Annotated in this window: 19 protein-coding genes and 1 riboswitch; of the genes, 11 read left to right on the forward strand and 8 right to left on the reverse strand. The window is 39.1% G+C overall.

The genetic code is table 11. The features are described from left to right. Nucleotides 1-111 precede the first annotated feature (111 nt). Nucleotides 112-1,236 carry a magnesium/cobalt transporter CorA gene (corA, locus tag WBJ10_RS01235; RefSeq protein ID WP_424287739.1) on the reverse strand — a complete coding sequence of 375 codons (1,125 nt, stop codon included), beginning with the start codon at nucleotides 1,234-1,236 and terminating at the stop codon, nucleotides 112-114. Nucleotides 1,237-1,239: 3 nt separating this feature from the next. Further along, nucleotides 1,240-1,869, reverse strand: coding sequence for a WbqC family protein (locus WBJ10_RS01240; RefSeq protein WP_424287740.1), 630 nt, complete (start codon nucleotides 1,867-1,869; stop codon nucleotides 1,240-1,242). Between the two features lie 99 nt (nucleotides 1,870-1,968). On the opposite strand from WBJ10_RS01240, the gene WBJ10_RS01245 reads away from it, so the two are divergent. Both WBJ10_RS01245 and WBJ10_RS01250 read left to right on the forward strand, forming a co-directional pair. Further along, nucleotides 1,969-2,853 (forward strand): lysophospholipid acyltransferase family protein, encoded by an 885-nt coding sequence (locus tag WBJ10_RS01245; protein WP_424287741.1) that lies wholly within the window; start codon nucleotides 1,969-1,971, stop codon nucleotides 2,851-2,853. Next, nucleotides 2,846-3,862 carry a glycosyltransferase family 2 protein gene (locus tag WBJ10_RS01250; protein WP_424287742.1) on the forward strand — a complete coding sequence of 339 codons (1,017 nt, stop codon included), beginning with the start codon at nucleotides 2,846-2,848 and terminating at the stop codon, nucleotides 3,860-3,862. The genes WBJ10_RS01245 and WBJ10_RS01250 overlap by 8 nt, the downstream gene beginning before the upstream one ends. Here the strand turns inward: WBJ10_RS01250 and aroQ are convergent. Beyond that, entirely contained in the window at nucleotides 3,857-4,270 is a 414-nt protein-coding gene (gene aroQ, locus WBJ10_RS01255; RefSeq protein ID WP_424287743.1) for a type II 3-dehydroquinate dehydratase, read from the reverse strand. The genes WBJ10_RS01250 and aroQ overlap by 6 nt on opposite strands. Before the next feature lie 33 nt (nucleotides 4,271-4,303). Here aroQ and xerD point away from each other — a divergent pair, with 33 nt between their 5' ends. Then, nucleotides 4,304-5,203, forward strand: coding sequence for a site-specific tyrosine recombinase XerD (gene xerD / locus WBJ10_RS01260; RefSeq protein WP_424287744.1), 900 nt, complete (start codon nucleotides 4,304-4,306; stop codon nucleotides 5,201-5,203). Nucleotide 5,204: 1 nt separating this feature from the next. On the opposite strand, the gene WBJ10_RS01265 is transcribed toward xerD, so the two are convergent. Next, nucleotides 5,205-6,257 carry a nucleoid-associated protein gene (locus tag WBJ10_RS01265; protein WP_424287745.1) on the reverse strand — a complete coding sequence of 351 codons (1,053 nt, stop codon included), beginning with the start codon at nucleotides 6,255-6,257 and terminating at the stop codon, nucleotides 5,205-5,207. A gap of 13 nt (nucleotides 6,258-6,270) precedes the next feature. Further along, nucleotides 6,271-7,131 carry a peptide chain release factor N(5)-glutamine methyltransferase gene (prmC, locus tag WBJ10_RS01270; protein WP_424287746.1) on the reverse strand — a complete coding sequence of 287 codons (861 nt, stop codon included), beginning with the start codon at nucleotides 7,129-7,131 and terminating at the stop codon, nucleotides 6,271-6,273. Nucleotides 7,132-7,235: 104 nt separating this feature from the next. On the opposite strand from prmC, the gene ribD reads away from it, so the two are divergent. The 7 genes from ribD to WBJ10_RS01305 all read left to right on the forward strand — a co-directional run bounded on the left by ribD (nucleotide 7,236) and on the right by WBJ10_RS01305 (nucleotide 17,736). After that, on the forward strand, nucleotides 7,236-8,288 hold the full coding sequence (gene ribD / locus WBJ10_RS01275; protein WP_424287747.1) for a bifunctional diaminohydroxyphosphoribosylaminopyrimidine deaminase/5-amino-6-(5-phosphoribosylamino)uracil reductase RibD: 1,053 nt from the start codon (nucleotides 7,236-7,238) through the stop codon (nucleotides 8,286-8,288). After that, on the forward strand, nucleotides 8,285-9,136 hold the full coding sequence (locus WBJ10_RS01280) for an EamA/RhaT family transporter (RefSeq protein ID WP_424287748.1): 852 nt from the start codon (nucleotides 8,285-8,287) through the stop codon (nucleotides 9,134-9,136). Before ribD ends, WBJ10_RS01280 begins: the two co-directional genes overlap by 4 nt. Beyond that, the gene (locus WBJ10_RS01285) at nucleotides 9,136-9,306 is read left to right on the forward strand and encodes a YigZ family protein (RefSeq protein WP_424287749.1); all 171 of its coding nucleotides are present in this window, start codon (nucleotides 9,136-9,138) and stop codon (nucleotides 9,304-9,306) included. The genes WBJ10_RS01280 and WBJ10_RS01285 overlap by 1 nt, the downstream gene beginning before the upstream one ends. Before the next feature lie 227 nt (nucleotides 9,307-9,533). After that, the gene (locus WBJ10_RS01290; protein ID WP_424287750.1) at nucleotides 9,534-12,686 is read left to right on the forward strand and encodes a SusC/RagA family TonB-linked outer membrane protein; all 3,153 of its coding nucleotides are present in this window, start codon (nucleotides 9,534-9,536) and stop codon (nucleotides 12,684-12,686) included. 11 nt (nucleotides 12,687-12,697) lie between these two features. Further along, the gene (locus WBJ10_RS01295) at nucleotides 12,698-14,197 is read left to right on the forward strand and encodes a RagB/SusD family nutrient uptake outer membrane protein (protein ID WP_424287751.1); all 1,500 of its coding nucleotides are present in this window, start codon (nucleotides 12,698-12,700) and stop codon (nucleotides 14,195-14,197) included. A gap of 139 nt (nucleotides 14,198-14,336) precedes the next feature. Continuing rightward, entirely contained in the window at nucleotides 14,337-16,754 is a 2,418-nt protein-coding gene (locus WBJ10_RS01300; RefSeq protein ID WP_424287752.1) for an alpha/beta hydrolase family protein, read from the forward strand. A gap of 118 nt (nucleotides 16,755-16,872) precedes the next feature. Beyond that, the gene (locus tag WBJ10_RS01305) at nucleotides 16,873-17,736 is read left to right on the forward strand and encodes a nucleoside phosphorylase (protein ID WP_424287753.1); all 864 of its coding nucleotides are present in this window, start codon (nucleotides 16,873-16,875) and stop codon (nucleotides 17,734-17,736) included. Between the two features lies 1 nt (nucleotide 17,737). On the opposite strand, the gene WBJ10_RS01310 is transcribed toward WBJ10_RS01305, so the two are convergent. Genes WBJ10_RS01310 through mqnE form a run of 3 tightly spaced genes read right to left on the reverse strand, consistent with a single transcriptional unit; the run spans nucleotide 17,738 to nucleotide 20,278 of the window. Continuing rightward, nucleotides 17,738-18,469 (reverse strand): menaquinone biosynthetic enzyme MqnA/MqnD family protein, encoded by a 732-nt coding sequence (locus WBJ10_RS01310; protein ID WP_424287754.1) that lies wholly within the window; start codon nucleotides 18,467-18,469, stop codon nucleotides 17,738-17,740. Further along, a complete protein-coding gene (locus WBJ10_RS01315) occupies nucleotides 18,456-19,088 on the reverse strand; it encodes a histidine phosphatase family protein (protein ID WP_424287755.1) in 633 nt (210 codons plus the stop codon). The genes WBJ10_RS01310 and WBJ10_RS01315 overlap by 14 nt, the downstream gene beginning before the upstream one ends. After that, the gene (gene mqnE, locus WBJ10_RS01320) at nucleotides 19,085-20,278 is read right to left on the reverse strand and encodes an aminofutalosine synthase MqnE (protein ID WP_424287756.1); all 1,194 of its coding nucleotides are present in this window, start codon (nucleotides 20,276-20,278) and stop codon (nucleotides 19,085-19,087) included. Before mqnE ends, WBJ10_RS01315 begins: the two co-directional genes overlap by 4 nt. Before the next feature lie 209 nt (nucleotides 20,279-20,487). Here mqnE and WBJ10_RS01325 point away from each other — a divergent pair, with 209 nt between their 5' ends. Continuing rightward, a complete protein-coding gene (locus tag WBJ10_RS01325; RefSeq protein WP_424287757.1) occupies nucleotides 20,488-21,612 on the forward strand; it encodes a trans-sulfuration enzyme family protein in 1,125 nt (374 codons plus the stop codon). 118 nt (nucleotides 21,613-21,730) lie between these two features. Beyond that, nucleotides 21,731-21,833: riboswitch (SAM riboswitch) on the forward strand. The last annotated feature ends 211 nt before the right edge of the window (nucleotides 21,834-22,044 follow it).

The following is a 22,044-nucleotide window of genomic DNA, read 5'->3' on the forward strand; positions in this document are numbered from 1 at the left end:
GTTCAAAAGATTGCATTGATAAAAGTAGCAATTACAGACGACAAACAGGGCGTTTTGATAACGCTAAACTATTTAAAAGGATCCAAATAGCATCGTTCAACCCTTACAGATTTACTTATTACTTAACCATCCTTTTCTCCAGAAGTAAATCATTTGTACAAGTGCAATCAATACCATTACGGCCATCGTATACACATAGCCGTTTTCCGAATATAGCTCAGGCATATTGTTTTCAAGCATTTTTCCGGTCTGCGGATCCTGATATGCGAAATTCATCCCGTATACACCCGCGATAAACGTTAAAGGAATGAAGATTGAAGAAATAATTGTTAACACCTTCATGATCTCATTCATCCGGTTACTGATGAAGGAAAGATTCATGTCGATTAAACTGGTAGTAACATCTTTATAGCTTTCAACCAGATCAATAACCTCCATGCAATGATCGTATGTATCTTTAAGGAAAGTCCTGGTATGCTTGGTAATCAGTTTACTCTCACTGCGGATCATGTCATTCACTTTATCCCGTTCCGGCCAGGCTGTACGCCTGATCATGATCATCGCTCTTTTTATAGATTGAGTCTGATACATTAAACTTTTGTCGGGCTTGCGGTATAAAAGTTCCTCTATTGTCTCAAGTTCATCACCGAGCTTATAAATGAGCGTAAAGTAGTCATCAATAATTACATCCTTAAGTGAATAAAGCATATACGATGAACCACCACTCCGAATATTTCCCTTACCCGATTTAAGCCTATAAATAACCGGTTCAAACTTCTGGATGTAATTCTCCTGAAAGCTAATGAGGATTTTAGGAAACAGAATGAAGGATACTTGCTCATTTTCAATTTCAAGCCCAGTATCCACATAAAGCATCCTACTTACAGCGTACAAATAATCATCGTATTCATCTAATTTGGGACGTTGCTGAATGTTCGCAATATCTTCCAATACCAGCTTATGAATATTAAATTCCTTCTCAATATAGTCGTAAAGGCTAAGGTCTCCTAGCCCACGAATATCTATCCAATGCGTTAATTCTGGGCGCTTTTTTAAATGTTCATCCAGTTCGTCAATGGAATTAAGTTCATCACAATAATATTCTGAACTATCATAGGCATAAACTGTTATTTTGGGCGGCAAAGCACCTTCAAATAATTGAATTGCACCCGGACTACTACCCGGCAATGGGATATACTTTTTTTGCTTTAAATGTATACGTCGGATCTTAGCCATTGACTATAAATATTTACTGCTCTGGGGACCTTGATTAAAAAGTAGATCTGCAATACTTAAATTAGGTAAAAAACCGTTTCTTTCTTCGAAAACCTGAAAATAAGGATTAAACTGGAGCATTTCGGTCTTTTTGGGATGAATACTCAGTCTAAAATCATCGCAGTCGGTATATTCTTTTTCAAAAATCTCTGTATATTTATAAGCCACGTTTATCTTGAGAAAACGAAGCAACAGACTTAAAAGTTCTTGATTGAAGTCAAATAGAAATGGCCATTTTTTTTCGTAGAAAGGCATTAGATCATCCTCATAATATTCAAAATATGCCGAACTTCTATATGAAGTCTGCAAACTCATCAGATGCTGGCGCTGCCAATTAAAATCGTAACTTATTTTAACATCCTTAATCTTCGTGTGATTCTTCGAGCCTTTTACAACAGGGACTATAAGATCTAGTTTTCCGTTTGGGGAATGAATAGATGCCCTATTCCGATAGCTTTGTTTTTCAAAGTTTTCGGCATTTTCTATAAAAAAAAGATTTTTGTGCTGCTGGACTGCCCTGAAGTATTCAATCGGAGGCAGATAAAATAATGGGAATATTGCTCCTTTTTGCATTGTTTGATTTAAATTTGTCATGCCGAGGCCGAATTTAAGAAATATAAATCCTTACGGAGATATCATGAGAATCATAAAGAATAATAATCAACTTGCAATGGAGAAAGCTGGATTATTAGAATGAATAGACTTTTATTCCGCCTTATCGCTTCATTGCTTAAATTAATATCCTTATTGCCATTTTGGATCCTCTATTTACTTTCGGACATCCTATTTTTTTTCCTTTACTATCTGTTTAAATACCGTCGCCAGGTAGTCCAGGCGAATCTTGCAAATGCATTTCCTGAAAAATCTGTCAAAGAACGTGCTGCTATTGAACGAAGATATTTTAGTTTTCTGGCAGATATGATTGTCGAATCCGTTAAGAGCATATCAATAACTAAGCAAGAGTTGAAGCAACGCTACCAGTTTGAAAATCTCGGGGACATAACCAAACACCTTGAAAAGGGACGATCGGTGATCGCAGTATCCGGACATTATGGGAACTGGGAATGGGGACCCTTAGGAATCGCTCTGGAATTAAATCACGATGTGTTAGTCGTTTATAAACCGATGACAGATAAGAATTTTGACCATCTCCTTAATAAAGTCCGGTCAAGGTTTGGAACTGTTATGATCCCCATGAAACAAACTCTTAGAAAAGTGGCGGAATATAAAAACAAGCCACATGTCTTAGTTCTGGTTGGAGATCAGACCCCAACCAGGGACGAATCACAGTATTTCACCACTTTTCTGAACCAACCAACCGCTGTGTTTCTTGGGGTAGAAAAAATCGCATTAAAGACCAATAATCCCATAATTTATTTCAGCATAAAACGTATAAAAAGAGGATATTACACCAGTGTAGTTAAACCACTCATAGACAATCCCCGAAAATGTTCCGAATATGAAATAACAGATGCTCATACAGATGAACTTGAAAATTTAATAATCAACAATCCCGATTTTTGGCTATGGTCTCATAGAAGATGGAAGTTTAAGCCCGAAGACATCAAACATGAATAATTTGCCAAGTGTAAGTATTGTAGTTCTGAACTGGAATGGCCAAAGCTTTTTGGAACAGTTTCTACCTTCGATATGCGCAAGTACTTATCCAAACCTTCAAGTAATTATTGGTGATAATGCTTCGACTGATAATTCTGTTTCATTTGTCAGATCCCATTATTCCAAGGTAAGAATAATTCTCAACGACAAAAACTACGGGTTTGCTGGTGGTTACAATAAAGTTCTTGATCAGGTGGAGAGTGACTACTATATATTGCTCAATTCAGACGTAGAAGTTGAACCGGGATGGATTGAACCAGTTATCGAACTTATGGAAAGTGATAGCAAAATTGCTGCGGCACAACCTAAAGTACGCTCATATAGAGCGAAGCACATGTTTGAATATGCTGGAGCGGCGGGCGGGTTCATGGATTTTCTAGGCTATCCACTATGTCGCGGACGAATTTTCGACACGGTTGAAGCAGATACTGGACAATATGATGATGTGAAAGAGATATTCTGGGCATCAGGGGCGGCTCTTTTTATCAGAAGATCGAGATGGGAAGAAGTAGGCGGCCTGGATGAAGATTTCTTCGCACATATGGAAGAAATTGATCTATGTTGGAGATTAAAAAACATCGGACTAAAAGTGATGTATTGCCCGAATTCTGTGGTTTATCATGTGGGAGGAGGTACACTGAGCTCCGAGAACCCATTCAAAACGTATCTGAATTTTCGGAATAATCTAATTTTAATCCAGAAAAACCTGCCTTTCTTCCATTCTGCGTTGGTTATATTTTGCAGGTTATGGCTGGATCTGATTGCTTTGATCAAGTTTTTATATGATGGAAAAACTAAGGATGCCTGGGCTGTAAATAAAGCTCATGTTTCATTCTTTAAAGACCTTTTCAAGAATGCGAGAAAAGCCAGTAAAATTCCGACAGCAGGTTTTAATTCGACAGGGATAATTAAAACTAGCATTGTCTGGCACTACTTTGCTCTAAAGAAAAAAACATTCAAAAGTCTATAAGAAACTTTCCAGGGCTAAGCGATATCCATCCAAGCCAAAACCCGTTAGAACGCCCCTGCAATTCTTTCCTGAAAGCGAGATATGTCTAAATTCCTCTCTCGCATAAATATTAGAGATATGAACTTCCACAACTGTGGTGTTTATCCCCGCAATTGCATCCGCAATACCAATTGATGTGTGAGTGTATGCGCCTGCGTTGAGAATAATACCATCGTAAGAAAAACCTACTTCATGAAGCTTGTTTATGATCTCGCCTTCTATATTGCTCTGAAAGTAGTCGATATCGATGATACTGTATTTTTCCCTCAAGGTTTTTAGATAGTCTTCGAAAGTACTGCTACCGTAAATAGATTTCTCGCGTACGCCAAGTAAGTTTAAATTTGGTCCGTTAATGATCTGTATCTTCATTAGAATTAAATTTAATCAAACTTAGAAAATAATTTGGACTGGCAGTCAAGCCTACGGGGCTTTAAGGCATATTTAAAACTCGAGCGTTCTCTATCGGAAAATACGATTGAGGCATACCTGCGTGATGTAGATAAGCTTTTACAATTCTTCTCGTCGCGCTCTGAAGAAAAAAAACCTGAAGCTGTTACGACTGCAGACCTGAAAGATTTTTTGGTTTGGGTGAACCAGCTTGGCATGATTCCTCCTACGCAGGCACGGGTATTATCCGGATTAAAGGCCTTTTTCAAATATCTAATTCTGGAAGGAAACATAGATTCGGACCCTTCTGCCCTACTCGAGAGTCCAAAAATGAGTCGCAAACTTCCTGACACACTTAATATTCAGGAAATTAATAGCATAATGGATGCAATTGATCTTTCGAAACCAGAAGGCATGCGGAATAAAGCAATGCTGGAGACGCTTTACGGAAGCGGCTTGCGGGTTACCGAATTAATCGGCCTTAATATTTCTAACCTCCATTTGGATATAGAGTTTATTAAGATTTTGGGTAAAGGAAATAAAGAACGGTTGGTACCTATTGGCTCGGAAGCAATAAAATATCTGAGAATATATTTAGAAGAGGTCCGTGTCCATATTCCAGTCAAACCTGGAAAAGAAGATTTTGTCTTTTTAAATCGCCGGGGAAGTCCGCTATCGCGGGTAATGGTCTTCCTAATCATTAAGGATTTAGCACAGGTGGCTGGTATTCCGAAAAATATTAGTCCGCACACTTTCCGGCATTCGTTTGCTACTCATTTGATTGAAGGAGGTGCAGACCTTCGGGCAGTTCAGGAAATGCTGGGACATGAAAGCATCACAACTACTGAAATCTATACACACCTGGATAGAGATTACCTAAGAGAAACCATAGTTCATTTTCATCCAAGAAGCTAGTTTATTGCTCCTCTTTGAAATATACTTTATAAAAATTCATAGACTTGGTTTCATCAAAGCCTTTTTCAATTAATTCTTTGTCCCCATGGATATAGATGTGAAAGTTCTTGTCTAATTTTAATATACTTTTAAAAACTCTTGCCTGCTTTTTGACTGCTGCACCGGAAATATCAAACGATTCGCCCAGCCCTGCATCAAACTCATTATTATAATCATTCGTGAAGTTTTTAAATGATTTAATCGCTTTTTCATTGCCAATAACTTCTTCTGAAAATTCATTTATATCAAAGCTATCTTTCTCTTTAAAATACTTTATCGATTTATTTAACAAGTCGATTTTATCAGCTTTGGAGATGTCAAAATCCACATCAATCTTATTCGTGATAAAGTTCTTGCATACGCTTAACGTAGTGTTGGTCTTATTAAAACTATCGTTTCTAATCTTCAGTTTAAGGAATTCATCTTTCCAATAAGCTGCATCGGTGCGGTTCGTTTGGTCAATCACCATTACCTTAAAACCTTCTGTTTTTTCAGTGTTAAATATTAAACAGCCTTTATCCAGTTTATTAATATTGATCGCATGTTCTTCATAACTAAGGTTGAACCCGCCCTTTGCAGGATCTACCTTTAAATATGGTTCCTTGGTTTCAGATTTAAATATTCCAATGGCATCAACTAGTTCGCCCTCAAGCTGCAGGTCTGAGAACCGAGCTACATACAACTCACCTGACTTTATTTTGGGATGATTGGATATATCAAATAAGTGCTTGGTAATCTGCCCTCCAAGCTCATGAAATAAGTCGGGCCCAGAAAAAATACGAGAACAAAAATGAAACAATTCATTAAGGTTTAAATCACTGCTCGAATGAGTGAAGCGGTAAATTTCATTTTCCTTTTCGAACGGGTGGAGAAAATATTGCATTAAAAGCCCGGCAAGTACCTCGTCATCTATTTTTAGGGGCTCCTCTGATAAACTATAATATTCATTTTGGATCTTATTACCGACCCGATGTACTGAGAGCGCTTCTAACGAAGCCTCATATGATGTTACCATATATAAAAATAATTTAGATTAGTTGTGCTTTTATCATTCGATCCTTGTCACGAAGGTCTTTTCTGAGTTCGACTTTCGCGAAGCCTTTGCTTTTTAAAAGTGCAACTGTCTGTGGTCCCAGATTCTCGTTTATTTCCAGATATAGAGCGCCTGTATTCTCTAAATGCAGAATTGCGAATTCAGCAATGGCTTTATAGAAAATGAGAGAATCATCATTAGGCACAAAGAGCGCCATATGTGGCTCAAAATCTACGACATTTTTATGCATATGGGCCTTTTCAGCAAGTGTGACATAAGGGGGATTACTCGTAATAATTGAATACTTACTGTATGAATCTCCCGGGTGAAGAATATCATCCTGGATGAAACAAATTTCGGTTTTGTTCAAAAAAGCATTTTCCCGGGCGGTCTCTAAAGCAGCTTCAGAGATATCCATGGCTGAAACAATGGAGTTAGACAAATATTTTCGAAGTGTTATAGGGATGCATCCGCTCCCGGTTCCAATATCGAGTATTGTTATACCACTTGTATCATATATAGTGGTTTTGCTATCCTTTAGGATCCAGTCTACGAGCTCTTCAGTTTCAGGTCTGGGAATAAGAACAGACGGATTAACCTTGAAGACAGAGCCATAAAATTCTGTTTCGCCTAATGCGTATTGAACAGGAACACCTTTCTTGAGATCTGTCAGTAATTCATAAAGAACAGACAATTTATCGTCGCTAAGTTCACTACTCTTATTGCTCAGATACTGAGAACGGTTAATCTTGCAAACAAAACCGATAACGATCCAGGCAATACTTCCGGCTTCATCAGATCCGTACATCTCTTTTAGATCTTCGATAAATACGGTTTCTATACTACCAACTGTCATAGCGCAAAGTAAACTATTTGAACTCAAAACTGTGCTTATAATTCTGTGAGCAAATAAAGAAAATAGCTTTTTCTAATTAAGTTTATCCTAATTACTTTTACAAAATGTTACAACATAGCAAATACATGGCACGCTGTATTGAGCTCGCCATGTTAGGTCTTGGATCAGTGAGTCCGAATCCCATGGTGGGCGCTGTAATTGTATGTGACGATCGTATTATTGGTGAAGGCTTTCACATGAAATTCGGAGAAGCTCATGCCGAAGTCAATGCTATAAAAAATGTCTTTGAAGCTTTTGCTGATGCTGAATCTTTGCTGAGCAGATCAACAATGTATGTAAGCCTGGAACCCTGCTCCCATTTTGGCAAGACACCTCCGTGTGCGGACCTAATTATTTTACATAAGATCTCGAGGGTAGTTATAGGGTGTCGTGATCCGTTCACTGCCGTGAATGGCAAGGGTGTCGAAAAACTAAAAGAAGCTGGAATTGAGGTAATAATGGGTATACTTGAAAATGAGTGTATCCAGTTAAATAAACGATTCTTTACAAGGACCCAGAAACAGCGCCCTTATATTATTTTAAAATGGGCACAGACAAGCGACGGATTCTTTGCTCCTGAAAATAAGGAGCAAAAGTGGATCACATCCTCTCCTGCTAAACAGCTTGTTCATCGATGGAGAAGTGAAGAAGATGGTGTGTTAATTGGTAAGAATACAGCAAAGATTGATAATCCTCAATTAAATGTTCGCGAATGGAAAGGGAGAAATCCTGTTAGAATAATTGTCGACAGAAATCTGGAGCTTTCCAAAGAGCTGAATATATTCGATCAAAGTCAGGATACCATAATACTTAACCAGATTAAAACGGAAATAGTTGGAAACATCAAGTATCTGGAGCTTGAAGATTTTGACAACTTACTTCCCCAGCTGGTTTGTTACCAGTTATATCTGATGGATATTCAATCAATAATCATTGAAGGAGGTGCGACGATGCTGAATCTGTTTATTACTGCAGGTTTGTGGGATGAAGCCCGGGTGTTCAATGGTCCGGCTCAGTGGGGTAACGGAATTGCAGCCCCCAAGCTTAGCGGCGAAATTCTTGAAACCATTAAGATTGGGCCAGACACTCTCGATGTTTGGCAAAACAGCGCACTATGATCTACATTATTTTAAGTATTTGCTGCAGTGTATTTGTTTCGGTACTATTAAAGCTCGCCAAAAGGTATAATATCGATACCCGCCAGGCTATTATGTGGAATTATTCGATGGCAGCCCTTCTTACTTATCTTATCTATGACCCGGTATGGCCTGCATTCGAAGGAAGCCTTTTTCCGGCTTATATCGTTTTAGGGATACTTCTTCCCTCCCTCTTTCTTGTTCTGGCGCTTTCGGTACGATATACAGGCATTGTAAAAACTGATATTGCCCAGCGTTTATCACTTTTTATTCCAGTTCTGGCAGCCTTTTTCTTCTTTGGAGAAGCTCACTCCATCTTAAAAACAGCAGGAATTGCTTTTGCCTTTTTGGCGATCATCTGTTCCGTACCCTGGCAAAAAAACGATCAGAATTCGAGATCGTACTGGAAATATCCAATGACCGTATTCGTAGGAATGGGTGTGATTGATATTCTTTTTAAGCAGATCGCAAAAACTGATTCCATCGCCTTTACAACGTCGTTGTTCGTTGTTTTTATACTGGCTTTTACCGTTTCTGCACTATTCCTTTCATATTTATTTTTCGTTCGTAAGCTGAAATTTACATGGATTAATGTTGTGTGCGGCTGGATATTAGGTGTGGCGAATTTTGGAAATATCCTGTTCTATTTGAAAGCGCATCAATCGCTGGCAGAACAACCTTCTCTTGTGTTCTCTGCAATGAATATCGGCGTGATTGTACTTGGCTCCCTGGTTGGGGTTTTAGTTTTTAAAGAGAAATTGACTAAACTTAATTATGTCGGATTAGTTTTAGCGATCTTTGCGATCATCTTTATCGTCTCGGCCAGATAATGCTTTATACCGATATTTATAAAACAGTAAATGCGATAGCTGAAGGTACATTTAGCGATAAAGGAAGTAAATTTATTGCTTTTTCTTATCCAATTTCATCAGAATCAGAAGTAAAAAAAATCGTCAGCGAAATCAACTCGTCGCATCCCAAAGCGAATCATTATTGCTGAGCGTATCGCTTGAGCAGAGACCGCTCGGTCTTTCGTGTAAAACATACGATACCTCTTCTCTTTCTCCGTCAAGTGTATGCACACTCGTTTTCTGGTACGTGAACCATTTTTAATTAATATTGCTTTGTAACAATTCTTTTGCAATAAATTTCTTTGTTTGTAGAATCCGTACTACATCTTTACCTTATATCCTATCAATTAATCCACTAATCAACAACACAACACACATGAGAAAAAAATTACTAAGTATTTTCTTTGCTTTTGTGATGCTGGCCTGCGCCGCTTTCGCACAAGACAAAAGAATTACAGGAAAGGTAATTGCCAGTGAAGATGGCTTGCCTTTACCAGGAGTTTCAGTAAAAATTACTGGGATGCAAATTGGAACTTTAACAGATGGGAATGGAAGCTATTCATTATCAGTTCCATCAACGGCTTCCAGTCTAGAATTTTCTTTTATAGGATATTCAAGTCAAACCATTACAATAGGCTCAAAAACAGTCATTGACGCCTCAATGAGTACAGATTCAAGGGCATTAAATGAAATTGTAGTTGTAGCTTATGGTACAGCTAAAAGAGAAGCTATTACAGGTTCGGTAGCTACTTTAAATTCTGCTGCAATTGAAAACAGAGTCGTTACAAATATTTCCAATGTTTTACAAGGTGTAGCTCCGGGCATCCAGGTTGGTGCTACAAACGGTCAGCCTGGGACGAGTTCAGCAGTCCGGATTAGAGGATTTGGTTCTATTTCTGCATCTAATTCGCCACTATATGTTTTAGATGGGTCTGTTTATGATGGGAATATCGGCGATATAAACGCTGCCGACATCGAAAGTGTTTCTTTACTTAAAGATGCTTCCTCATCTGCTCTCTATGGTGCGCGTGGTGCCAATGGTGTTATTCTAATAACAACCAAAAAAGGGAAAATCGGAGAAACCAGAATCAATGCAAATGTAAACAGAGGTTTTTCTGAGCGAGGAATTCCTGAGTATGATCGTGTAGGAACCCTTGAATATTATCCTGCTATTTGGCAGGCTGTAAGAAATAGTTTGGTTTACCCAAGGTCTGGAACAGCGTTAAGTCCGGCTGCAGCTGCGACACAGGCTTCTAATACGACTGCTAATAGTTTAGTATACAATCCGTTCAATGTTCCGGGCAATCAGGTTGTAGGTGCGGACGGAAAGCTTAATCCAAATGCAACTTTACTTTATAACGATTTTGACTGGTATGCGCCACTTCAACGCGTCGGAACACGTAATAATGCGGATTTAAGTTTAAGCGGAAATAATGGCAAGTCAGACTTTTTTGTGTCTTTAGGGTACCTGGACGATAAAGGATTTATTCAAAAATCTGATTTCAATAGATTCAATGCGAGGATAAACGTGAATTCGCAGGTGAAGAGCTGGTTGAAAACGGGTTTAAATTTAGCAGGAAATCTATCAGATGGCAATTTGGCACAGGACGCTTCTACTGGTAATGCAGCGAGTTTTATTAATATATTTCAATTTGCCAGAGGAATTGGTCCGATATATCCTGTCAGAGCTTATGACGCAGCAGGAAATCCGATAAATGAACCAACAGGTGCACAGTTTTACGACTATGGTGTTCATCCAAGCTCGGTAAACAGACCAGGTGGCGCAAGTCCGGGTAGAAACGTAGTTTATGAAACATTGTTAAACGACGTGATTAATAAACGGGTTGCTGCAAATGCAAGAACGTATATGGAGATTAAATTTTTGAAAGATTTTACGTTCCGTCCAAGTTTCAATATCGACTTACGTCAATCAAATTCAGAAGCATACCAAAATGCGATTGTAGGAGATGGTGCAGGATTGAACGGTGCTGCTTCTAGAACAAATTCTTTAACAAGGTCATATACTTTTAACCAAGTATTATCGTACGACAAGTCTTTCGGCCGACATACGTTTAATGCCCTGGCTGGTCACGAAAATTATGACCTGGAGCTTGAATCAAATAACTCCAGAAAGGTTAACCAAATCTTAGCTGGAAATACCGAGTTTGCAAATTTCGTAACACCTCAATCTTCTGGCGGATCACAAGATCAGTACAGAATTGAATCTTTATTTAGTAAAGCATCTTATAGTTTAGATGAAAAATACTTCCTTGATGCTTCTTTAAGAAGAGACGGATCATCACGATTTGCCCGTCAATCAAGATATGGAGTCTTCTATTCGATGGGTGGTTCATGGTCAATTTCTAAGGAAAACTTCATGAAGAAAGCAACCTGGATCGATGATTTAAGATTGAAAGCATCTTATGGAGAAGTTGGAAACGATGCATTAGATTCTTATTACAACTACCAGGCGTTCTATGATTTGGGATGGAATAATGGAGGTGAGCCTGGAATTTTATTGTCAAGCGCAGCAACTCCTGACTTGAAATGGGAAACAATAAATACATTAAACATCGGTACTGCATTTTCATTTTTTAAAGGCAGACTTATTGGAGAACTAGAAGCATTTAACAGGGGTTCCACAGATCTATTATTTTCTGTTCCACAACCTTTGTCGGATCCAGTTACTTCCATAAGAAGGAATATTGGAACAATGACAAATAAGGGATTAGAACTACAATTAGGTGGAGATATCCTAAGAAAGAAAAACTTCTCCTGGAATATTTTAACTAATTCCTCTATTGTGCGGAATGAGATTACAAAATTACCTGCAGAAACTCCTCAAATAACTTCTGGAACGAAGAGATATGAAGTTGGGCAAGACATCTATCAATTTTACCTCCGTCAATATGCAGGTGTAGATCCGTCAGATGGTGCGGCTTTATACTACCCTACAGAAGCGGCAACAACAGAAATAAGAACTGTTAATGGTGAAAGGGTTACTACCAACTTCAATAATGCACGGTTTGATTATTCCGGAACTGCAATTCCTGATCTTTTTGGTGCAGTAACTAACACGTTTAGTTATAAAGCGCTGCAATTATCTTTCCTGGTTAATTATCAAATTGGCGGGAAGTTTTATGATGGTCAGTATGCGGATTTAATGGGCGTGAATTTTGGAGCTGCCCTTCATAGAGATGCTTTAAATGCGTGGACTGAAACGAATACTTCTTCGCCTTTTCCAAGGCTGGATGTAACAAGCACCTCGTTTTTTACAGCTCAATCAACCAGATGGCTGATCGATGCTTCCTATTTAGCACTTAGTAACGTGAATATGTCTTATCGCATCCCTCAAAAATATCTTAATCGACTGGATATTAGTGGCGCAAGATTATATACCTCTGGAGAAAACTTAGCCTTGTTTTCGAAAAGAAAAGGGTTAAATCCAACAGAATCATTTGCAGGAACTAACAGCACAAGCTACACGCCAAGTCGGACGGTTACATTTGGTTTGAGCGTTAATTTATAATCATTAGAATCATGAAAAATAAAATAGTATTGATACTGTTCGGAGCTATAATGTTCTCGGTATCATCATGTAAAAAAGAATATCTGGATACCGCCCCTACCGATCAGGTGGATAACTCGGCTGTATTTACGACTACCGCAAATGCAAATACCTCATTAAATGGTATTTACAGATATATGTTCCAAAGATATGGCGGCCAAAATCAACCAGGTGTGGGCGGAATGTTCCTAAGCTTTGACTTTATGGGGGATGATATCGGACAAACAACCAATACATGGTTTACGGCTGAGGGATCCTGGAATTCACATAGAGCTGATAATAGCGGGATGGTGAGTTATGCTTACAGGCTCTATTATAGAATAATTGGTAATGCAAACTTTATTATTGATAATATAGATGCTACTACCGGAAGTGACGATGAGAAAAAACGGATTAAAGCCGAAGCCTTAACTCTGAGAGCATATGGTCACTATTATTTAGTGCAGATGTTTGGCAAACGCTACGATGCTGCAACTAAGCCTAATGCTCAAATGGGTGTTCCGTTGTTAATTTCTTCGACAGACACGAACAAACCGAGGGCTACCGTAGAAGAAGTATATACTCAAATTAACAAAGATTTGGACGATGCAATTGCTTTGAATGTTTCTACACGGGTTAACAAGAGCCATATCAATGTTTCTGTAGCCAAAGGACTTAGAGCGCGGGTTGCTTTAACCATGCAAGATTATCCTAACGCAATAAAATTTGCAAAAGATGTGATCGATTCTGGTCTTTTTCCTTTAATGTCTGTAGCAGCATATCAAACAGGATTCAATGATGCTCCGTCATTAAGTGAGTTTATGTGGGCTTCGATCCCGGCAGCGGACCAGGCTGATACATTTGGCGCATTTGCCGCTCAAATTGCCTATAATGCTAATACAACTTACATGAGAGGAAATCCTAAAAGGATTAATTCTGCTACATACAACAAAATATCTGCTACTGATGTTAGGAAGAAAATGTGGGAACCGTCTCCAACGGTAGCAAACTTTCCACTTCCTACAACAGGGTTTCAAAGGGTTCCGTTTATGAGTAGGAAGTTCTCCGTTAAGGTTGTGGGACAACCAACATTGGCCGATGTTTCTCTAATGAGATCTTCGGAGTTGTATTTAATCTTAGCAGAAGCCTACGCTAAAACAACTGGTGGTGATTTGAATGCAAGGAATACCTTATTTACATTGGTTAAAGCGAGAGATCCTAATGCGGTTGTATCTATTAACTCTGGACAGGCTTTAGTTGAAGAAATTTTACTTAACAGAAGAGTAGAATTATGGGGAGAAGGTTTCAGATGGTTAGATTTGAAGAGATTAAATCTACCATTAGACAGATCACCTTCTGCCTTTCCAAACTTTATACCATTGACCATGTCAGGTACGGTAAGTATCCCGGCTGGTGATCCTAAATGGCAGTTCTTAATTCCCAGAGCTGAAATAGAAGCGAATAAAAGCTTAACGGGACAACAGAATCCATAAGCGAGCTTATTTAAATTTAATAAAAAGGCTGTTCTTAACGACAGCCTTTTCTAATTGAAAGCCAATCGCATTGATACTTAAGCATCGCCAGTGGTAGAGTACTTTAATAGTATATTTATTTCAAATTAAAATCACATTTATGATTAAGAAAACCTTCATTTATTTTTTAATCGGAGCCAGCCTTTCAACAACTTTATCATACGCACAAGATGATGTAAGTTATAGGGTACCCCCTAAAGAAATCTCCGATCTTTTGCTTGCAAAACCAACCCCATCGATCAGCATGGATGGGAAAGCCGAGTGGATATTATTTAGCGAGAGAAACTCCTACCCTTCAGTTGAAGAATTGGCTTTGCCAGAATACAGAATAGCTGGATTACGTATCAACCCGAATAATTTTTCACCTAGTCGGCAGTCTTTTATAAATAATTTTACACTTCAAAATTTTAAAACCAAACAGAGTTTTCAGGTAAGCGGGCTACCACAACCACTTCTGGCAGGCAGTGTGAGCTGGAATCCTTCAGAAAATAAAATTGTCTTCACTAATACTACTGCGAAAGGTGTTGATTTATATATGATTGATGTCGCTACGAAAAAGGCCGCGAAAATTAATAAGCAGCACTTAAATGTGGTTTTGGGTAGTGGGATTACTTGGTTGAATGATCAGACTGTTCTTTATAGAACGATACTGCAGCCTGCAAGTATGGCACCACAAAAGCCTTTAAAACCGAAAGGGCCGACAGTACAGCAGAATTTAGGAAAAGCTGCACCAAGTCCTACTTATCAGGATTTAATTAAATCTCCGTACGACGAAAGTTTATTTGCTTTTTATGGAACTTCCCAGCTGGTGAAAAATACAGCAGGGGTAGAATCTCCAATCGGTAAACCTTCAATTTATTCTTCTGTTAGTTTATCTCCGGATAAAAAATACCTGTTAGTAAGTACTATCAAAAAGCCGTTCTCCTATTTAGTTACTGCAGGTGGCTTTCCAACTACAGTAGCTATTCAGGATTTAATGGGAAAAGTAGTAAAGGTTATTGCGGAACTACCATCCCGTGAAGGCACTCCTTCGGGCTATGATAATTTACAGAACGTTCCAAGGAGTTTTGATTGGAGAGATGACGAACCCGCGACAATTACATGGGCAAAGCCTTTAGATGGCGGTTTAATTAAAACTGACGTACCTTTTCATGATGCTGTTTACGCATTAAGTGCGCCTTTTACCGGCTCAGAAAAAGAACTCTTCAAAACAGTTACACGTTACAGAGGTGTTCAATGGGGTAATGAAAATATAGCTTTAGTAAACGAAGGTCTGAGGAGTAAACAAACAACGAAAGTAAGCACATATAACCCGTCAACAGGCATCTTAGCAGAGCTCTACACAAGAAACCAGACCGACGCGTATGGCAGTTTTGGAAGTCCGGTTACAACGAAAAATAAGTATGGCAGACAAGTCATTACCCTGGTAGATAACAATACCAAAATGTTGATGAATAATCCTGTTGGGGCATCCCAGAAGGGTGATTTGCCTTATTTAGCAAAATTCGACCTGGCTACAAAAACAAATGAGATTCTTTGGAGAAGTGCCGAAGGAACTTATGAGTTTGTGAGCGATGTAATTGATCCGGTTAAACTAATTTTATTAACCAGAAAAGAAGGTCAAAAAGATGTCCCTAATTATTACCTCAAAAACTTAACAGCAAACACTCCTGATGTTGCAGTAACGAATTTTACTAATCCATATCCTGGGTTAGAAGGCGTAACAAAAGAAAAAGTGTTTTACAAAAGAGCTGACGGCATCGACTTAACTGGCGATTTATATCTTCCAAAAGGTTATGATAAAGCTAAAGACGGACCTTTACCAACTATCATTTGGGCTTATCCAAGAGAGTTTAATTCCGCGGCTGATGCCGCACAGGTTCGTGGTTCGGAAAACAGATTTACTACACTTAGCTGGGCCAGCCCTGTGTTTTGGGTAACCAGAGGCTATGCTGTATTAGATAATGCGGAGATGCCAATTGTAGCACAGGGAGAAAAACGTCCAAATGATACTTTTGTGGAGCAGTTGAAACTGAATGCGGAAGCAGCTATTGGAAAACTGGCTGATATGGGCGTGAGCGATAGAAAGAGAATGGCTGTTGGCGGACACAGTTACGGTGCATTTATGACGGCGAATCTTCTGGCTCATACCAATTTATTTGTTGCAGGAATTGCACGAAGCGGCGCTTATAACCGCACCCTGACTCCATTCGGATTTCAAAATGAAGAACGAACCTATTGGCAAGCTCCTCAACTGTATTACGACATGAGTCCGTTTAGTTACGCAGATAAAATAAAGACTCCAATTTTATTGATACATGGTGATAGTGATGATAATACAGGAACCTATCCTATCAACAGTGAGCGTTTATTTTCTGCGATAAAAGGTGCTGGCGGAACGGTAAGATTTGCCTTCCTACCTTATGAAGCGCACAGTTATAGAGGTAAAGAAAACATTTTGCATATGCTTTGGGAGCAGGATAACTGGCTGGAAACATATGTGAAGCCTAAAAAGTAATTGGAATTATCACACAAGAAGAAATACAAATATTTACTAGAAAAAAGATGAGCACCTAATAAGGGCTCATCTTTTTTTATTTTTACACGATTAATATTCCTTAACATCTAATTTACAAATGAAATCCATCTCAGAAACCGATCTAATAATTAATGAAGACGGCAGCGTTTACCATCTTAATTTATTGCCTGAAGATATTGCAGATACCATTATCACAGTAGGTGACCAGGACCGGGTTCGAGATGTCAGCAAGTATTTCGATCGTATCGAATTGCGAAAAGGAAAACGGGAATTCATTACTCATACCGGCTATATCGGAATAAAGCGGATCACGGTTCTTTCTACTGGCATTGGAACCGATAACATCGACATCGTTCTCAATGAGCTCGATGCCCTGGTTAATATAGATTTTAATACCCGCTTAGTAAACAGCACCTTAAAAAGCCTGAATATTATACGGATCGGTACTTCTGGTTCGATACAAAACGACATCCCAATGGATACCTTATTGGTTTCAGAGTACGCCCTGGGAATGGATGCATTGATGAGCTATTATGTTCACGCCATTTCAGGCGACGAACATGAGCTGTTGGACGCATTGAAGTCGCACTTCGAACATGTTAAAGGAATTTCACCTTATTTAACTGCGGCTGATAAAACCCTTATGGATGTCGTTGGTAAGGACCTTCAGCGAGGGATAACGGTAACTGCACCTGGATTTTATGCTCCGCAGGGACGTGAAGTTCGCGCGAAAACTACTGTTCCTCACCTGATCGATCACTTTGCCGCATTCAGTTCAGGAAATTTTCGCTTAACTAATCTGGAAATGGAAACAGCTGGCATTTATGCTTTAGCAAGAGTCTTAGGTCATAAAGCCTTATCGGTAAACGCCATATTGGCCAGCCGGACTAAACTTGAGTTTTCATCAAACCCAGCTGCTGTTGTCGACAAAGCGATTCGGCTGGTTCTTAGCAGGCTCTAATCTAGGGTTGAAGCTCAGTAATCAAGCGGTGAAATAAATTCAGCGCTTTGAGCTTTTTTGCATCCAGATCATAATCTATTTTGTGCAGCAAATAATCACCAATATCAAATTTATCCATAGCTGGTATTCCTGCAATTACCTCCTTGCGATGATCCAGCCCGTGTCTTAAAGCAGTATTAAAGGCTGCAAGAAAAGTCTCCGGAATTTCTTTGTTTGCAGCCCATACGGCAAAAACGAAAGGCAGTCCGGTGAACTTCTGCCATTCTGCGGCTAAATCGTACGTGTAGGCGTACTGCCCTTTTTTGCCAAAAGTCCGATCGCCGATCTGCACAAATGCGTCTGCTTCTCCTTCGTTTAGCACCCGGGGTTCTACTTTCCAGTAATTCTTCAGCAATACCCGGGCAAGGTTGTTGGAAGTTTTCGACTGCTCATCTAAACTGATGGTGCGGACTTCCTCTATCGGCTTATCGCTGAAAATAAATACGGAATCAACGGGACCGGTCGCCCCGATACAGTAATTGGAAATGATTTGGTATCCAGGAATGTGCAATAAGGCTGCTACTGGAACTAACCCTATATCTACTTGATTATGAATTAGTTTATAAGCGCATTCTGAAGGAATATCTAAGCTCAAATCCACCTGAGCTAATATTCCGGAATGCATGAGTCCATAGACAAATGGTTTGGTATTCGTATAGGAAACTGCGGAAATCCTTATTTTATTGCAAGTCAATCTGAAGAGCTTTTAAATGATTGGTATCATTGAAATCGACGATATGGAATCTTATTCCATCATATTCAACTTTGTAGAGTGTGGTATTGGAATGTGGAAACAAATCCATCTCCGAAAGGGGCTGATCGGTTAATAAGCAAAGGAACAGACGCAAAGCCCGTCCATGCATACATATGAGGATATTCTCATCTTCGTTTTCCTCTATCAATAGTTCCAGAACAGCTAATTGCCGTTCTTTCACTTCCAGGGGACTTTCCCCCCCTTCGAATTTATGATGCAGTTCCCCCGATGTCCATTTACTTAATACCGTAGCGAATTCATATTTAATTTGGTCATTGCTTTCCATCCCTTCGTGAATACCCCAGCCTAACTCATCAAGCCCGGGAAACTGAGTCCATGGAATGTTATTTTCTATGAATTTTTTAACGGTCTGATGCGTCCGTTTTAACGTCGACGTGTAGATTTTATCAAAATTAACATCTTTATATGCCTGATAAAAAGCCTCGGCTTGTTCTCTTCCCAGATTGTTTAAGTCTGTATCCATTCCACGGCCTTGCACTACTCCCCTTTTATTAAGATCCGTTTCTCCGTGACGTATGATGTATAATGTTTTCTTCAATTCAGAACTGGTAATTTATAAAACTTGGGTTTGTCTTCTTCGGGAAATTGATAATCATCAAAATCGGTAATCACATTATATAGTGTATCTCGTTCAATAGGATGTCTCCCAACATTCTTGATTAAGTCGACTAATTCTTTCGTCGTCATGGCGGGGTGTTGCTCTTCTGCGCCGGCCATAGAATAAATCTTTGTCGTGTCGTCAAGGGTACCATCGATATCATCAACGCCAAAATTGAGGGAGAGCTGAGCAGTATTCCTACTAATCATTGCCCAATATGCTTTTATGTGGTCAAAATTATCCAGGTAAATGCGGGAAATAGCATAATTCCTTAAATCCTCTATAACGGAAACTTCGGGAATGTCTGACATTTGATTATCCTGGTTTCTGAATTTTAATGGTATGAAAGTCTGGAAACCGCCTGTCTTGTCCTGCAGTTCTCTTAGCTTCTCCATATGATCCACCCTATGCCAATATTCCTCAATATGGCCATATAGCATCGTTGCATTTGACCTCATCCCGAGCTTATGCCACTCTTCATGTATTTGGAGCCACTGTTCTCCGGTACATTTATCTTTTGCAATCCGGGATCGGACATCAGGATGAAATATTTCTGCGCCGCCCCCGGGAATAGAATCAAGTCCGGCTTCTTTCATTAACTTCATGCCAGTTGCATAATCTATTTTCGCCTTTTTGAAAATATAATGGTATTCAACAGGGGTTAAAGCTTTAACATGCAAATCAGGGCGATGATTATGAATTGCCCGAAATAATTCCGAATAAAATGTCACATCATATTGAGGAAGAACCCCTCCTACAATATGAACTTCAGTTACCGGCTGGTTATCATATCGCTTGACAATATCAAGCATATCCTGCATGGTAAATTCCCAACCATCCGAACGTTCCTTAATCAATACCGAGTATGAACAAAATTTGCAATCGTAAACGCAGAGATTGGTTGGTTCAATATGGAAATTACGATTAAAATAAGTCTTAGCACCGTGCCGCTTTTCGCGGATGTAATTAGCTAATATCCCAAGAAAACCTAGATCAGCTTTCTCAAATAGCAAAACACCATCTTCGAAGGAAATACGTGTATCAGATTTGACCTTTTCCGCTACAGCCCTTAATTCGGCAGAAAGGTTTTTGTCGGCTAAAAGGATATTGAGACTTAATTCAGAGTTCATTCAGTTTTATTTATGCAAAAATACGACATGCCGTCCGGATCCATATCATTTCCTTGTAAAACCCTATAAAAATACGTTGAGTTATAAGATATATCAGTCCCTGCCTCGTTGATTATTGTTATTTAGTAATATCAACAGGTAATTGTAAATTGCGCTCCCAGGATATACACTCAAATTTTATTTAGGGTCCAATCAATTGAAGTATAAAAATGAAGATAGAAACCATTGCCATCCACGCAGGAAACAAAATAGACGAATTTTCTAAAGCTGTCATTCAACCGATATCATTATCGACTACATTTCAACGCGCGGAAGACCTTAGTTATCCACAGGGTTATATCTATACAAGGATGGATAACCCAAACAGAAAATCACTTGAAAATGTAATAGCAAAGTTGGAACACGGTGCCGATGCATGTGCATTTTCTTCGGGCAATGCTGCGGCCGCTGCGTTTTTCCAATCATTAGGTGCCGGCGCACATATTATTGCGCCCGATGATATGTACCATGGTTTACGTAATCAGATACTTCAAGTTTTCGAAGGTATTTTGAATGTCGACTTCGTAGATATGTCGGATCTGAAAGCTGTGAAGGATTTAATTCGTCTAGAAACCAGAGCTATTTGGCTTGAGACCCCATCGAACCCACTGCTAAAAATTTGTGATATAAAGGCATTGGTACAAATAGCTAAGCCCTATAATATTAAGGTGGTATGTGATAATACATTTAGCACACCCGTATTCCAGTCGCCCTTATCACTTGGATGTGATTTTGTAATGCATTCGACTACAAAGTATCTTAGTGGACATAGTGATGTTCTGGGTGGGGTTCTTGTTACTGGTGAAATAAACCCGCATTGGGAAAAGATCAGAGCTATACAAGTACTTGCCGGGGCGGTTCCATCACCTTTCGATTGCTACATGACTGTTAGAGGTATAAAAACACTTCCGTACAGAATGCGTGGCCATAATGAGAATGCTATGCAAATAGCGGATTTTCTGAACAAAAGCCCACTTGTTGAAAGAGTATTTTATCCTGGATTAGAAACGCATCCGGGTCATGAAATAGCTCGTCAGCAGATGAGTTCATTTGGAGGTATGCTTTCGTTTCAAGTGAAAGGCGGCGCTGCTGAGGCACTTAAAGTGGTAAATAATCTACAGATTATTACTCAGGCAACCAGCCTCGGAGGTGTAGAAAGTCTTGTTGAACACAGGGCTTCGGTGGAAGGACCAGCAACCCGCACACCACAAAATTTACTGCGGGTTTCAATTGGAATCGAAAATGTCACAGACCTTATCCAGGACTTAGAAAACGCCCTCCACTCAATCAGCTGATTATCAAATAATTATAATAATTTTAAAATTAAATTTGGTTTCAATGTATCTTTCGGTATATATTTGAAATATTATTTGGTAGCAATACCAATCTGTCTTCAATAAGCTCTTGTTTATTGATTTATACAGAAGTGGCGAGAGATCAGGCTCTATGACCCACTGACAACCCCCCGACATTCGGGGAAGGTGCCAATTCCTGTCCCAAAAGGGAAATATAAATTTATAAGAATGAAAAGAGAAAACATTACAGCTCCTGTATTTTCCAGAGTGGAAAGCATTATTTTCGAAGCTCAACAAATTTGTACTCTACAAGCCTGTTGTTCCTTCCGAATGCTCTAGACCTGTTGTTGTTTATGACCAATTGATTTAAATCATCTCCGGTCTTTTATGCAATAGGTCAAATATCCCATGAACGATTCACACCAAAAAAAT

Source organism: Daejeonella sp., from assembly GCF_049655485.1.
GTDB lineage: Bacteria > Bacteroidota > Bacteroidia > Sphingobacteriales > Sphingobacteriaceae > Daejeonella.

Excerpts from the sequence above, each read along its gene's own strand:
- corA (WP_424287739.1), bottom strand. The coding sequence starts at position 1,236 with ATGGCTAAGATCCGACGTATACATTTAAAGCAAAAAAAGTATATCCCA.
- WBJ10_RS01240 (WP_424287740.1), bottom strand. The coding sequence starts at position 1,869 with ATGACAAATTTAAATCAAACAATGCAAAAAGGAGCAATATTCCCATTA.
- WBJ10_RS01245 (WP_424287741.1), top strand. The coding sequence starts at position 1,969 with ATGAATAGACTTTTATTCCGCCTTATCGCTTCATTGCTTAAATTAATA.
- WBJ10_RS01250 (WP_424287742.1), top strand. The coding sequence starts at position 2,846 with ATGAATAATTTGCCAAGTGTAAGTATTGTAGTTCTGAACTGGAATGGC.
- aroQ (WP_424287743.1), bottom strand. The coding sequence starts at position 4,270 with ATGAAGATACAGATCATTAACGGACCAAATTTAAACTTACTTGGCGTA.
- WBJ10_RS01265 (WP_424287745.1), bottom strand. The coding sequence starts at position 6,257 with ATGGTAACATCATATGAGGCTTCGTTAGAAGCGCTCTCAGTACATCGG.
- prmC (WP_424287746.1), bottom strand. The coding sequence starts at position 7,131 with ATGACAGTTGGTAGTATAGAAACCGTATTTATCGAAGATCTAAAAGAG.
- ribD (WP_424287747.1), top strand. The coding sequence starts at position 7,236 with ATGTTACAACATAGCAAATACATGGCACGCTGTATTGAGCTCGCCATG.
- WBJ10_RS01280 (WP_424287748.1), top strand. The coding sequence starts at position 8,285 with ATGATCTACATTATTTTAAGTATTTGCTGCAGTGTATTTGTTTCGGTA.
- WBJ10_RS01285 (WP_424287749.1), top strand. The coding sequence starts at position 9,136 with ATGCTTTATACCGATATTTATAAAACAGTAAATGCGATAGCTGAAGGT.
- WBJ10_RS01290 (WP_424287750.1), top strand. The coding sequence starts at position 9,534 with ATGAGAAAAAAATTACTAAGTATTTTCTTTGCTTTTGTGATGCTGGCC.
- WBJ10_RS01295 (WP_424287751.1), top strand. The coding sequence starts at position 12,698 with ATGAAAAATAAAATAGTATTGATACTGTTCGGAGCTATAATGTTCTCG.
- WBJ10_RS01300 (WP_424287752.1), top strand. The coding sequence starts at position 14,337 with ATGATTAAGAAAACCTTCATTTATTTTTTAATCGGAGCCAGCCTTTCA.
- WBJ10_RS01305 (WP_424287753.1), top strand. The coding sequence starts at position 16,873 with ATGAAATCCATCTCAGAAACCGATCTAATAATTAATGAAGACGGCAGC.
- mqnE (WP_424287756.1), bottom strand. The coding sequence starts at position 20,278 with ATGAACTCTGAATTAAGTCTCAATATCCTTTTAGCCGACAAAAACCTT.
- WBJ10_RS01325 (WP_424287757.1), top strand. The coding sequence starts at position 20,488 with ATGAAGATAGAAACCATTGCCATCCACGCAGGAAACAAAATAGACGAA.